Raw genomic sequence first — 14,184 nt, 5'->3', positions numbered from 1 at the left:
CTTAAATTTTTTATTTAAGGAGCCACTTGGTCTTTAGCCAATTGGTAGTTCACTATATAGATGGTTACACCACCCAATAATGCAGAATGCATAAACAGGTAGTCAAAAAATGAACGAAAATATAACAGTTCATGTTTCCAGAGCTTATCATAAAGATGTGGGGAAGGGTATCGCCAGGGTGGACAGAGAGTCAATGCAGAAACTCGGCGCAGTCAGTGGGGACATTATAGAAATCAGAAGCAAAAAACAGGGATATGCAGTTATCCAGCCATTTTATGAAAACGATACAGCAAAAGATGTCATCAGAATAGATGGCAATACAAGAAGCAATACAGGTGTAGGTATTGACGACATAGTTGTAGTCAGTAAAATACAGGCTAAAACCGCAGATAAAGTTACACTTGCACCTGCAAAACCTGTTCATTTTGTCAAAGGGGCGCAGTATCTTTCACGTATGCTTGAGGGCAGACCTGTCACACGTGGTGAATGGGTCAGAGTGGAAACTGTTAATGAACCACTATATTTTGTAGTAGTTTCCATCAAACCTGCCGGTCCTGCAGTCGTTACTAATGACACATCTATCAGATTAAAAGATGAATCCGTTGACAGTGAAGGTGAAACTACCGAAAGGATAACCTATGAAGATATCGGTGGTCTCAAACGCGAAATCGGTCTTGTAAGGGAAATGATAGAACTTCCGCTAAGACACCCTGAATTATTCCAAAAACTTGGGATTGAACCTCCAAAAGGTGTAATGGTTTATGGTCCATCAGGAACTGGTAAAACTCTGATTGCAAAAGCTGTCGCCTATGAAACAGATGCGAATTTTATATCTCTCAGCGGACCTGAAATAATGTCCAAATACTATGGAGAAAGCGAGGAAAAATTGCGTGAGATATTTGAAGAGGCAGAAAATGATGCTCCATCTATAATCTTTATCGATGAAATTGATTCCATTGCACCAAAACGTGGTGAGGTTTCCGGGGAAGTAGAACAAAGGATTGTAGCACAACTTCTCTCACTAATGGACGGACTCAAATCCAGAGGAGAAGTAATAGTTATTGCAGCAACTAATCGCCCGAGTTCAGTGGATGAAGCTCTAAGACGTGGCGGTAGGTTTGACCGGGAAATAGAGATAGAAATACCTGACAGAGATGCAAGGCTGGAAATTTTAAAAGTACATACCAGAGGAATGCCGTTTGATAATGATATTGTCCTTGATGAACTGGCAGATATTACACATGGTTTTGTTGGAGCAGACCTTGCATCACTCTGTAAAGAAGCGGCAATGAGAGCTTTGAGAAAAATAATGCCGCATATTAAAATTGAGGAAGAAATACCACCGGATATACTGGATAGCCTGAAAGTTACAAAAAACGATTTTTATGAAGCCCTTAAAAACATTGAACCCTCTGCCATGAGGGAAGTGGTTGTAGAGGTAGCACATATCAACTGGGATGATATAGGGGGTCTGGATAATGCTAAACAGGAACTTTCAGAAGCTGTTGAATGGCCTCTTAAATATCCTGATTTGTTTAAAGCGGTGAATACAACTCCTCCAAGAGGGGTTATACTCTATGGTCCCCCTGGCACAGGAAAAACCATGCTTGCAAAAGCCGTTTCCGGTGAAAGTGAGGCTAATTTTATAAGTATAAAAGGTCCGGAACTGTTGAGTAAGTATGTAGGAGAGTCAGAACGTGCTATAAGAGAGACGTTTAGAAAAGCTAAACAGGCAGCACCTACAGTGATTTTTATTGATGAAATCGATTCTATTGCACCTCGTCGCGGAAAAAGTAACGATTCCAATGTTACAGAGCGTGTAGTAAGCCAGATACTTACAGAAATGGATGGTATAGAAGAACTCAAAGATGTGGTTGTTATAGCCGCCACAAACCGGTTGGATATAGTTGACCCCGCCCTTCTGCGTCCAGGACGTTTCGACAGGATGGTGTATGTGAGTATTCCTGAAAAAGAGAGTAGAAAAATGATATTTAACATACATCTTGAAGGCAAACCACTTGCAGATAACGTGGACATTGAAAAACTTGCAAATATAACAGAAGGTTATTCAGGAGCGGATATAGAAGCTATCTGTAGAGAAGCAGCTTTGCTTGCACTTCGTGAAGTTATAAAACCAGGACTCAGCAAATCCGAAGCAAAGGATATTGCAAATAGAATAAAAATTAACTGGTCACATTTTGAAAAAGCCATTGCAAGAACAAAACCTACTACATCCAAAAAAGACATGCAGTTCTATGACCAGAATGCGAGGATGTATATCCAGTCTGATTCAGATTCAAACAATGGCTGATACAATGTTCTAAAAAAGTTAAACTGTACACAAGTTCATACTTTTTTTATAATAACGGAAGGTAGAAAACCCCGATGTCTTCAGCATCGCATCAAATCGCAGATTTAATGCGAGTTTCATTTCTTCAAAATGAAACACGGGGATAAATACCGTCTAATACATAACGTAACGTTTAAATAAAATATTTACAAAATATATAATATAATGTATCTCACCCAGAAAAACCATGTTAAAGCGGATAAACAGAAGTATGAAGTCCTGAAAAGGATTACTAAATTGTCTAAAAACCTGTACAATTTTACTCTGTACACTACAAGACAATACTATTTTGAAAATGGAAAGTACATTAATCACGAATCCGCTTACCACTTGGTAAAAGATAATGAGAATTACAAAATGCTGCCTTCACAGGTCGCACAGCAGACCATGAAAGTGGTAGACAGAAACATGAAATCGTTTTTCAGGGTTCTGGGCGAGAGAAAAAGAGGTAACTACAACCGACCTGTAAAGATGCCTGAATACTTACCTAAAGACTCTAAATTTGTATGTATATTCCCAAAAGATATGTTCAAAATCAACGATGGATTCATCAGATTGTCTATGGGTAGAGATTTCTACAAAAACTATGGTGTGAGATACCTGTACTTCAAGTTACCTGAAAACATAATCGGTAAACACATAAAAGAAGTAAGGATAATCCCGAAGTATAACGGACAATGGTTTGAGATAGAGTATGTTTACAGGGATATCGGTGAAAAAGTCGATTTAGACTACAATAAACATCTATCTATTGATTTGGGAGTGAACAATTTTGCAACCTGTGTAGATACCAATGGGACTGCTTTCATCATAGAAGGCAGGGGTTTGAAATCTTATAACCGTTGGTGGAACAAAGTCAAAAGTGGGTTGCAGTCTGTATATGATAAACAGGGTATTAAATCAGGTCAGAAACTGAACTGGTTGTTCGAGAAAAGGAAGAACAAACTCAACGATTTCATGAATCAGAGTGTTAACTATATCGTCAAACACTGTATAGATAATAACATCGGCAACATCATAATCGGAGAACTGAAAGACATAAAGCAGAACTTCAATATGGGTAAAAAGAATAACCAGACTTTTCAAACTATACCCTTTGGTAAATTCAAACAGAAACTTCGGTCTAAATGTGAGTACTACGGTATCAATTGTATAGAAGTTGATGAGGCATATACCAGTAAAACCGATGCTCTTGCATTAGAACCCATTGAAAAACACCAAAAATACATGGGTAAAAGAGTCAAGAGGGGATTGTTCCAGTCTTCTACTGGTAAATTGCTCAATGCCGATGTTAATGGAGCATTGAACATATTAAGAAAAGTAGTCGGTGATTCTCTTACAGGGATAACCGATAGTGGATGTGTGAACCATCCAAGAAGGATAAGGCTCTTTGGAGTAAACTCCTTTTGAAGCCACTTGGTCTTTAGCCAAGTGGTAGTTCACTTATTCCACCTATAAGTATATATATTGTATAGCTAAATATAAATATATAGGTCATTTTGGGGGGTTTGTTAAAATTGACCGATAAAAATGATATATTGAACGGATTAGCCAATGCTGTTGTCAATGGTGATAAAGACAAAGCTATAAAATTTGCTCAGAAAGTACTGGAAGAGAATATAGATCCATATGAAGCAATAACAGATGGTTGTACACGCGGTATGCATGTTGTCAGTGAAAAATATGACAACGGTGAGATGTTTATTCCTCATATCATGTTATCCTCTGAAGCCATGAATGAAGCTATAACAGTACTTCAGCCGCATGTTGATGTAGAACGGACAAAAGAATCCGGTGTGGCTGTAGTGGGTGTAATTCTTGGTGATATCCACGACATTGGCATAAATCTTGTAAGTTCACTTCTTAAGTCTGCTGGAATAACTGTATATGATCTTGGGAAGGATGTTCCCTATGAAGATTTTATAGAAATCGCCAAAGATGTAAATGCTGATGTCATCGGATTATCTGCCATGATGACCACCAGCATGATGGGAATGAAAGATGTAGTAAAAATGGCAAGAAGAGAAATACCCGATGTTAAAATTATGATAGGAGGGGGACCTGTCTCAAGGGATTTCTGTGGTGAAATTGGTGCAGATGCCTATGCTGATGATGCCCGTGATGCAATAGAAATCGTAAAAGAAATAATTAAAGAGGACAGAAGAAGAAAAGCTTCAGTTTAAAAATTAATAACTTATCGCCAAAAAGGACAATCTCAAAAAAACAAAACTGATATAGTATAAAATAAAATCCATCAAATAATAATCTAAATCAAATTATGAGTTTAAAAAATGCTGCGACAGAGATTTGTTCTGGATACCACCGCACTTACCGATCTGCAGGTCAGATCACAGATGGAAATTGACGAACTATGTGACGGAATGCAGAGCATCCTTGAGCTTATAGCAAATGCCAGACTTCAACTTGATATAAGTTGTTACATTCCGTTTCCGTCAGTATACAATGAATTGCAAGAATTCGCCAAGAACAACAACTGTGAAGACGAAGTTATTGCTAAAATTGATACATGGCTTGTCAAAAAAACACCTGACAGATATAATGTAACAATACCATCACGCATATTCCATGAATATGTCACTTACATGCGCGACAGAATAAACAAGGGTATGAATGTTGCAGAAGACGCTATTCTAAATACTGCTTCTCAGTGTATGTCCTTAAAGGAAGAGGACAGAGATAATTTCGGTGAAGAAATTGAAAGAGAGGTAATAGGTGGTATAATAGGAAAATTCAGAAACAAATACCGATCAGCTCTTCGCTATGGGATTCTTGACAGCGCACCAGATATTGATGTATTACTGCTTGCAAAAGAACTTGATGCTGCTGTTGTAGCAAGCGATTACGGGATACAAAAATGGGCAGAACAACTGGCTGTAAGGTACGTCCCAGCATCCACATTCCCGAGAATGCTTCAGGAATATCTCAAACATTCCTCCTCATTTATTGAAGACACAGAAGGTTAAATTTATTTAGGAAACTACTAATGTTATTGATGGGTTTAATTCTTCGTTTTATACATGAGGGGGAATAATAATTGAGCAATATTGTTATTGAGAATTTAAATACCCAACCACTTCAAGAGCAGAAACTTGAAATTGTTGAAAGAAAAGGTTTGGGACATCCTGATTATATCTGTGATTCGTTGATGGATAGAGTATCTGTAAACCTTTGTAGTGAATATTTAAAAAAACTGGGTTACATACTACATCATAATACTGACAAGGGAATGCTTGTATCAGGGAAAGTTGAAGGGGAACTTGGAGGAGGAGAAATTGTAGACCCGATGCTTCTTGTTTTTGGTGACCGTGCAACCTTTGAAGCCGATGGCATAGAATTTGATATTGAAAATATTGTAACCAGTACTGCAAAGGAGTGGTTTTCTGAGAATTTACGGTTTGTAGACCCATCCCAGATACAATATCAAATTGAGCTTAAAAGTGGTTCTTCAGAACTTACTGATATATTCAGACGAAAGAAAAAAAATGAAGTTCTTGGTGCAAATGATACATCTGCTGCGGTTGGTTTTGCTCCGTCTACGTTTACAGAGTGGATAGTTCATGAAACAGAAAAACATCTAAACTCTTCTACATTTAAAAAAGAATATCCTGAATCGGGTGAAGATGTTAAGGTCATGGGTGTAAGAAACAACAACGATATTCACCTCACAGTGGCAATGCCATTGATTGACAGTTATATAAAATCAGAAGATGAATATTTCAAAAGAAAAAATGAAATCATAAATGAAATTGATGAATTCGTGTCAAAGTACGCTGAAACTGAAAATAATCTGCCTTCTACTTCAATTTCATTTAACACCCTTGATGAACCCGGAAAAGGTTTGAACGGTATCTATACTACTGTAACAGGTACATCAGCAGAAGATGCTGATTGCGGTCAAGTAGGGCGTGGAAACCGTGTTAACGGAATTATCCCATTAAACAGACCTTCCAGTGCGGAGGCTGCAGCCGGTAAAAATCCTGTAAGTCATGTAGGAAAAATCTACAACGCTTTAAGCCATAGAATTGCTTATAGAATTTATAATGAAATACCTGATGTTTCTGAAGCCTATGTATGGTTATTGAGTGATATAGGAAAACCTATTGATGCACCTCGTATGGCAACTACACAAATTTCAATGGAAGCAGGCACCCTTGATTCAGTCAAAACGGAAGTTCATGAGGTTATCAATTCAGAACTTGAAAATATCCAGCAATTTTGTATGGAACTTGCAAAAGGAAAGATTCCCCTGTACTAAATAATTATAGTGAACCTGCAATAAACGAAATAAGAGCAAACATCATTGCTATTTTAAAAAGTTTGGAAGACATTGAGGCGTTTTTATAGAAAACAATCTCAGTAATAGCTACTATAAAGAATATATCCGCCAGTGCTACTATATATAGATAATTAATACCCAACAAAGACAGGATATAAGGAAGTGGGCTGGAGACTATTGCTATAAAGCCAATAAACGAAGCAATGTAGGCAGATTTTTTTACACCTATATGAATCGGGAGTGTGTTTGCTTTTTCTTTTTCATCTCCCTTTATATCTTCAATGTCTTTTACAATCTCTCTGGATGTAGTTGCAAGTGTGGCAAGAATAAATAGAATCATCAATGCATAAAGACCAGATATTCCATATACAGCTCCACCAAAAAGAAAAGTAGAACCTGTCAGATATCCTATGCTTAAGTTTCCGGAAAATGCTTTTCGTTTTAAGGTTTTTGCGTAGTAAATAAGCACCAGTGAGTTAAATAGAGCTATAATTCCTGTTATCCAGTTTAGGGTAAAAGCAATTACCACACCGATTATAAAAAGTGTTATTGAAAAATAAAAAGCCTTAGACAAACCGATTTTTCCAGAGGGAATGGGTCTTGATGGTTTATTCACCGCATCAATTTCGTAATCAAAATAATCATTAATGGCGTTACCCGCACCAGTCACAAAAAACACTACAAAAAATACACTCAGAGTTCTGTAAACAAAAGAATAACCCAATAATGCGGGGTTAAGTATGTTGAAAGCTATAAACACCCCGATGACAGCAGCAACCGCTGCCATTACACAATTACCATACCGAATTAACTGGATATAGGCACGCATAAAATACACTTGTCAGTTAATATAATATTATTTACTGCGCTTTACCTCCAGCATCTTATCAAGCGCACGTTTAGCTTTTTTCCTTATATCCTCAGGAACTTCTATTTTATATTCCATTTTTTCAAGTGATTTCTGAACACTGTCAAGGGTAATCATTTTCATATTCGGACAAATGGCGTACTGGGACGCGTGATAGAATGTTTTATCTGGATTCTCTTTATCCAATCTGTGTAAGATTCCGTTTTCAGTTCCGATAATAAATTCTTTAGAATCTGACTGCTGCACATAATTTACCATTCCAGTGGTGCTCAAAATTTTATCAGCAATCTCCAGTACATCTTTGCGGCATTCAGGATGAGCCAGAAACTCTGCGTTTGGATGTTGCTCTTTCATCAGGAGCACATCACCTGCAAGAATCTGGTGGTGTGTAGGACAGTAACCCTCCCATGGTATTATAGTCTTGTCAGTTTGAGAAGCAACAAAATTTGCAAGGTTTTTATCAGGTACAAATATTATCGTATCTTCATCCAAAGAGTTTATAACATTAACAGCGTTAGCGGATGTGCAACAGATATCACATTCTGCTTTAACCGCAGCTGATGTATTTACATAACAAACTACTGCAGCATCCGGATATTCTTCCCTTTTTTCACGAAGTGATTTCGGGGTCACCATTGCAGCCATCGGACAACCAGCATCAATTTCTGGCATTATAACCGTCTTTTCAGGGCTGAGTATTGCAGCACTTTCAGCCATGAAATCGACACCACAAAAAACAATTATATCGGCATCTTGCTTCACTGCTTCCCGACTGAGTCCCAGTGAATCTCCAACAAAATCTGCAATATCCTGTATTTCATCTCTTTGATAGTTATGGGCAAGTATTACTGCATTTTTTTCATTTTTCAGTTTATTTATATTATCAGTAATGGATTGTTTATCCTGCATGAAACCACTTGATGAACTGATTTAGTTGATTATTAAAAGCCTATTATTTAAAATTACAATAATCATGCCCACATAAAAACTTATCCATTATCATGTCCCCACCTGAAGGGGATTTACTATATTTTTCAGAGTGGCGATAGCAGATAAACTTGCCAGATAACTTGTTTTTGGATTTGTAGGTGATGGAAGATTTTCTACTCTTGTAGTAAATTCACCAAAATTACCTTTTACTGTTACATTGTGTATATTTTTCTCAGCACCGGGATCTGCTATAATTTTTACACTTGTTTCATCAAATCCTATTCCTGAAAGACTTAATGTTGCTGCCACATTAACATTTGCAGGAAACATTTTTACAGCTTCTGCTGCAGACCCTTCAAAAACAACCGTTTCGTTTTTAAGGTTCTCAAGGTCGATATTGTTTTCAACTATATAAGGAGCTCCTTCAAGGCTTTCGGGTGGTTTTCTGGATGTAAGTGACACCGAATATATATTATTGCATGAAGCTGTCTTAACTCCATCAAGACCCACAAGTGCACCAGATGGCAAATATATTTTACATCCTTTCTGTTTTGCAATGTCTGTTACTTTTTCCCGAAAGTTTTTATCAACAAATGCCCCTACACTCATGACCATTACGTCACAACTGGATTCAAGAGCAGTTGTTACTATCTCATAAGCTGCATTTTGTGATGCACTCTCTACAACAAGGTCTACATGTTTTACCATTTCCTGTAATTCATATACCACTGGCTCTGTATTTAAAAGAGATGACTGTAAACTGGAAAGGTGTTCTTTATTTCTATCATATACAGCTACAAGTTCACTCTCGATGGAGCCTTCATCAACTGCCTTACATATTTCAGTACCAATCGCTCCACACCCTACTATACCTAACTTTAGCATTTCTGGACTCCTTTAATTGTTGTTAAATTATTGTTATTATAGACTAATACTTAAATTATATTATTGAAAAACCATAATATACTGCAACCATATAAATCCCTTAAGATATAGAGTAACAGGGTGGAATAATGTTAATCAAGGAAATAGAACAATTTATTGATGAAGATATCGGTTACAACGATATTTCCTGCAAAATGGTACCGGATAAACCTCATGAGGCAACAGTATTTACAAATCAGGAATGTACTCTTGCTGGTATTGATGTAGCCAAATCTTTTTTTGATTATTTTGGAATTGATGCAGCAACCAGTTTTATAGATGGTGATAAGGCTCATCCAGATGATGTGATTTTTACAATTTTTGGTGGTGCTGTATCTTTACTCCGCGCAGAACGTCTTGTTCTTAATTTCCTGGGCCATATGAGTGGTATCGCTACCCAGACCCGTAAATGTGTCGACACTGTCAGGTGCTATTCAGACAAGACAGATATAGCATGTACGCGTAAAACCACCCCGGGTATAAGAAAATTTGAAAAAATGGCTGTTATAGCAGGTGGCGGTGACCCACACCGATACAACCTCTCAGATACTGTTATGATAAAAGACAACCACATAAAAATCATGGGTTTTGAGAATGCAGTTGACATTGCTGTCGAACTTGCAAGTTTCACACAAAAAATAGAAGTTGAAGTTGAATCAGTAAATGATGCAATTAAAGCTGCTCAAAAAGGTGTTGATATTATCATGCTTGATAATATGAAACCTGCTGAGATAATCCGTACAATTGAAATTCTTAAAAATAAGAACCTAAAAAATAATGTTATAATCGAAATTTCAGGCGGTATAAATCCCGAAAACCTTGAGGATTATGCAAAAACAGGTGCAGATATTATATCAATGAGTTCATTAATTCATATGTCTCGATGGATAGATATAAGTATGGAAATATCAACAATTACTTGAAATGATATTATCATAATCATGAGATACATACTTAAATTTACATTTCATATCAATTACACTAAAAACAAATCCACAAATATAAAATTTTTGTAGGTTTTTAAGATGATGAAAACGGGAAAAAATCTTCTACGTATTTTGGGTATAGTACTATTATTATTGGCAACAGTTGAGGGCGCATCCGCAGATTTTGCGGACAATGAAGAAATTAAAAGAGGCGATGGATATCAAATCAACAATTATGTGATTGAAGTCACGGATGTTTTTCTAGAGGCAGATTCAGCCACATTTAGAGTATATGATGAAGATGAAGAGATAGACGATCCTATGTTAGATATTAACGATTCGTTTTCTTTCGATTTTGAGGATGAGGGCGAAGTAGAAGTTACATTGAATTCTGTTTTCGGTGGGAATCTCAACAGGGCTAATATATCAATATCATTATCAGATTACGATAAAGACCTGCATACTAAAAAAGTTATCAATGGAGGACATGATGAAGCAGACTTTGCAGGCACGCCGATAATTAACATAACTAAAACAGTTGATAATGATACTGTAAAAGTTGGGGATAATATCCGGATCAGAGTAGAAGCTCAGAACACAGGAGATGACAAAGCTATAGATGTAGAATTTTCAAATTCGATGCAGGAAAACTTTGTTCTGGAAGAAACAATTATAGAAAAATCTGGCCCAATGTCAATAGATGAAGGTGAAACTGAAACAGTATATATCTATGAATTAAGCCCAGCTAAATCTGGTGAATTTGATTTAAAACCTACAACTGCGACTTTTTCGAATGAAGCAGACCAGGATTTTCCAAAGGCATCATCAAACACACCTACTATAACTGTAGAACAAGCTGAAAAAAATAAAGCTGAATTAAATATTAATACAGAAGCTGACAGTTTCACACTTCCCAGAGGAGAAACTGTAACATCCACAATCAATATTAAAAACACTGGTAAAGCTTCTGCAGAAGCGGTACAGATTGATATAGATATTCCCGATGGAATGGAATATTTGGGAGGAGACGATGAAATAGAAATCATCGATGGTGCTCCGACAGTTTATATGGAGAACCTTGGACAAGAGCAGGAAAAAGAAATCTCATTTAAGGTTAAAGCAAATGAGATTGGAACATATAATCTTGCCACTCAGTTATCCTATAACAATGGTGCAGATGATGAGAAGATAACCAGTGAATCAACAACAAAAGACATCCGTGTTAAAGAAGGAAAATTTGATTTTTTGCTAAATCAGCCGATTTATGTATACGTCCTACCCATTTTAGTCATTATAGGTGTTGGTGGATGGGTGTATTATAAACACAGAGAATATAAATTTTAAATTTGTAGGAAAAAATAAGTATTTAAAAACAGATTAAAAATATTAAAACAACTGGAGGAATAATTTGCTAAATGTATTAATTATAGGAAACGGGCAATGTGGTAACCGTGTTCTGGACGCCATAAACAAAGAAGCGTTCGGAAAAAAAAGCAAATTTGCCAAATTCTATTCAAAACAAAAATACAAAAGCAATGTTGAAACCATTGCGATAAATACTGCTATAAACGATCTCAAAGAATTAGAATTTACCAAAGCAAAAGACCGTATCCATATACCACACCTGCATGGAGTAGGTGCAAACCGTAATGTAGGTAAACAGGTTTTTGAAGAGAACAAAGAACATATAACCCGCAAAGTAGAGGACAGAGGTCCCTTTGATGTTGCTTTTGTAATCACATCATCCTCAGGCGGAACTGGGTCATCATTTACACCTCTGCTTGTAAAAGAGTTAAAAGAGCGGTATGATTTTCCTGTATACTCACTTGTTGTACTTCCGTTTAGAGAAGAAGGTACACTGTATTTACAGAATACAGCGTTCAGCCTGAAGGAAATACGTGAAAGCGGTACTGATGGTATTATACTTGCAGACAACCAGTTCCTCAAAGACCTTGGAGGAAATGTCCAGTCTGCATATGATGGTATTAATGGTATGATTGCAGAACGTATGATGTTCCTTTTGGATTCCATGGACAGTGAAATGATGATGGTCACCGACCTTGGAGATTTCCAGACCGTCATGGCAGGTGGTGCCGGACTTGCTACTATTGGATATTATAGAGCCGATAAAGACCTGCCTGTAAAAACTGCTATTCAAAACGCTCTTGCACCTTCTGGTCTGCTGTTTTCCACCAATATTTATGAAGAAGCAAGCAGAGCAATGGTCATTATAAAAGGTGATAATGAATATTTGAGCATTGATGATATATCCAATGAAATAGAAAAATTGTCTGCAAATGTAGGGCATGTATTTAAAGGTATTATTGTGAGAAAAGGTGAATATCCACAGGTTCTTGTAGTATCTACAATGGAATCTGCAAGTGAAATTGAAAATCTATACAATGTTGCTATTGATGCAATCGGCCAGGAACGTGAAAAGAAAAACCGGATTGAGAATGAAAAAGAAGTGGACAAGGCTTTTTCTAAAATTGATGGGCTTGAACCCCATTATTAAATTCCATTGCCCGTTTCCTTATTTATAAAAAACCTAATTACTTTAATCCCCATACAATAATACCAAGTGGGGATTTTGTGGCTAATAATAAACCAGCACTCAAAAAAGAACTCGGGTTGTTAGAGCTTACCGTTAGTGGAGTGGGGAATATTCTTGGTGCTGGTATATATGTACTAATTGGAAAAGCTGCTGGATTAGCAGGTAACGCTTTATGGATGTCTTTTCTGTTTGCCGGCATAGCAATTTCATTTACCGGTCTCAGTTATATGGAATTATCATCCATGTTCCCAAAAGCCGGTGCAGAATACGTATATGTTAAACAGGCTTTTGGAGACAAAATGGCATTCCTTGTTGGATGGTTTGTATTAGTGGGTGAAACTATTGCAATTTCAACCGTAGCACTTGGTTTTGGTGGTTATTTTGGTACTCTTTTTGGCACAGCGGTTTTACCGGTAGCCATTATATTGATTTTGGTGTTTACATTAATACTGTTTACAGGTGTAAAACTGTCTGTAAGATTTGCCATTATAATGACGGCTACAGGTGTCATGGGACTTCTGGTTGTTATTGTTATAGGTCTACCATATATGGGATCTATCAATTATCTGGATGTTACAAGTTTGAGTGGTCTGTTTGAAGCCTCAGCTCTTGTTTTTTTTGCTTTTCTTGGGTTTGAGGAAATAGTCAGGCTGTCACAAGAAACCAAAAATCCAGAAAAAACAACAACAAAAGCGCTGGTACTTGCGATTGTTGTCACTGTGTCGTTATATATACTTATAGCATTGACCGCTGTAAGTGTCTACAACTGGCAAGAATTGGCAAAATCTTCAGCCCCTCTTGCAGATGTTGCATCAGTTGCTTTTGGAAAAAATGCTTTTGAATTGATTATAGTTATTGCACTGTTTTCTACAGCCAACGCTGTCCTTTTTATGCTCCTTGGAAGTTCAAGAATACTCTATGGAATGGCTGAACATGGAGCTATACCAAATATAATTGCATGGGTCCACCCATCAAGGAGAACCCCCTGGATTGCCATTTCAACTATTGCATTGGTTTCGATATCACTTACGTTTATCGGGGATATTGCAACCGTAGCCAATATATCCAATTTTATGGTGTTTCTTATCTTTATAACAGTAAATATTACACTGATTAGATTACGCTTTTGTGATTCCTTTAAATATCGGCCGTTTAGAGTACCACTAAATATTGGTAATTTTCCGATTATTCCGTTATTGGGTACTGTATCTACAATGATTTTATTTCTACATCTAAATTTGACAGTAATTATTTATGGATTCCTTTTTGTAGGCATAGGTGTATTAATAATAGGTATAAAATCCAGAAATCAAACAACATTAATCAGATAAAAAT

General features: G+C 36.8%; 12 protein-coding genes. 9 read left to right on the top strand and 3 right to left on the bottom strand.

Annotated features, from left to right (window positions below):
* The first annotated feature begins 109 nt into the window (after positions 1-109).
* From METEV_RS05070 to METEV_RS05050, 5 genes are all read left to right on the top strand, one after another.
* Positions 110-2,311 carry a CDC48 family AAA ATPase gene (locus METEV_RS05070; RefSeq protein ID WP_013194481.1) on the top strand — a complete coding sequence of 734 codons (2,202 nt, stop codon included), beginning with the start codon at positions 110-112 and terminating at the stop codon, positions 2,309-2,311.
* Between the two features lie 204 nt (positions 2,312-2,515).
* Entirely contained in the window at positions 2,516-3,760 is a 1,245-nt protein-coding gene (locus tag METEV_RS05065) for an RNA-guided endonuclease InsQ/TnpB family protein (protein ID WP_013194480.1), read from the top strand.
* 107 nt (positions 3,761-3,867) lie between these two features.
* A complete protein-coding gene (locus METEV_RS05060; RefSeq protein ID WP_013194479.1) occupies positions 3,868-4,533 on the top strand; it encodes a cobalamin B12-binding domain-containing protein in 666 nt (221 codons plus the stop codon).
* A 108-nt stretch (positions 4,534-4,641) separates the two neighbouring features.
* Positions 4,642-5,334, top strand: a complete 693-nt coding sequence (locus METEV_RS05055) for an RNA ligase partner protein (RefSeq protein ID WP_013194478.1) — start codon at positions 4,642-4,644, stop codon at positions 5,332-5,334.
* A gap of 71 nt (positions 5,335-5,405) precedes the next feature.
* The gene (locus METEV_RS05050) at positions 5,406-6,626 is read left to right on the top strand and encodes a methionine adenosyltransferase (protein WP_013194477.1); all 1,221 of its coding nucleotides are present in this window, start codon (positions 5,406-5,408) and stop codon (positions 6,624-6,626) included.
* A gap of 4 nt (positions 6,627-6,630) precedes the next feature.
* Here the strand turns inward: METEV_RS05050 and METEV_RS05045 are convergent, their stop codons facing one another.
* The 3 genes from METEV_RS05045 to METEV_RS05035 all read right to left on the bottom strand — a co-directional run bounded on the left by METEV_RS05045 (position 6,631) and on the right by METEV_RS05035 (position 9,330).
* Complete coding sequence (locus tag METEV_RS05045) at positions 6,631-7,476, bottom strand: geranylgeranylglycerol-phosphate geranylgeranyltransferase (RefSeq protein ID WP_013194476.1); 846 nt, start codon at positions 7,474-7,476, stop codon at positions 6,631-6,633.
* Positions 7,477-7,503: 27 nt separating this feature from the next.
* Positions 7,504-8,424, bottom strand: coding sequence for a quinolinate synthase NadA (gene nadA, locus METEV_RS05040; protein WP_013194475.1), 921 nt, complete (start codon positions 8,422-8,424; stop codon positions 7,504-7,506).
* Between the two features lie 90 nt (positions 8,425-8,514).
* Positions 8,515-9,330 carry an aspartate dehydrogenase gene (locus METEV_RS05035; RefSeq protein WP_013194474.1) on the bottom strand — a complete coding sequence of 272 codons (816 nt, stop codon included), beginning with the start codon at positions 9,328-9,330 and terminating at the stop codon, positions 8,515-8,517.
* A 128-nt stretch (positions 9,331-9,458) separates the two neighbouring features.
* Between METEV_RS05035 and nadC the strand changes: the two genes are divergently transcribed.
* The 4 genes from nadC (at position 9,459) to METEV_RS05015 (ending at position 14,180) form a co-directional block, all read left to right on the top strand.
* Entirely contained in the window at positions 9,459-10,292 is an 834-nt protein-coding gene (gene nadC, locus METEV_RS05030) for a carboxylating nicotinate-nucleotide diphosphorylase (protein ID WP_013194473.1), read from the top strand.
* A gap of 156 nt (positions 10,293-10,448) precedes the next feature.
* The gene (locus tag METEV_RS05025) at positions 10,449-11,639 is read left to right on the top strand and encodes a BatD family protein (RefSeq protein ID WP_198008163.1); all 1,191 of its coding nucleotides are present in this window, start codon (positions 10,449-10,451) and stop codon (positions 11,637-11,639) included.
* A gap of 64 nt (positions 11,640-11,703) precedes the next feature.
* Positions 11,704-12,810, top strand: a complete 1,107-nt coding sequence (locus tag METEV_RS05020) for an FtsZ/tubulin family protein (RefSeq protein WP_013194471.1) — start codon at positions 11,704-11,706, stop codon at positions 12,808-12,810.
* A gap of 77 nt (positions 12,811-12,887) precedes the next feature.
* Positions 12,888-14,180 carry an APC family permease gene (locus tag METEV_RS05015; RefSeq protein ID WP_013194470.1) on the top strand — a complete coding sequence of 431 codons (1,293 nt, stop codon included), beginning with the start codon at positions 12,888-12,890 and terminating at the stop codon, positions 14,178-14,180.
* Positions 14,181-14,184: the final 4 nt, after the last annotated feature.

The sequence above is a fragment of the Methanohalobium evestigatum Z-7303 genome (genome assembly GCF_000196655.1).
Taxonomy (GTDB): Archaea; Halobacteriota; Methanosarcinia; order Methanosarcinales; family Methanosarcinaceae; genus Methanohalobium; species Methanohalobium evestigatum.
This window is presented reverse-complemented; position numbering and strand designations above follow the sequence as displayed.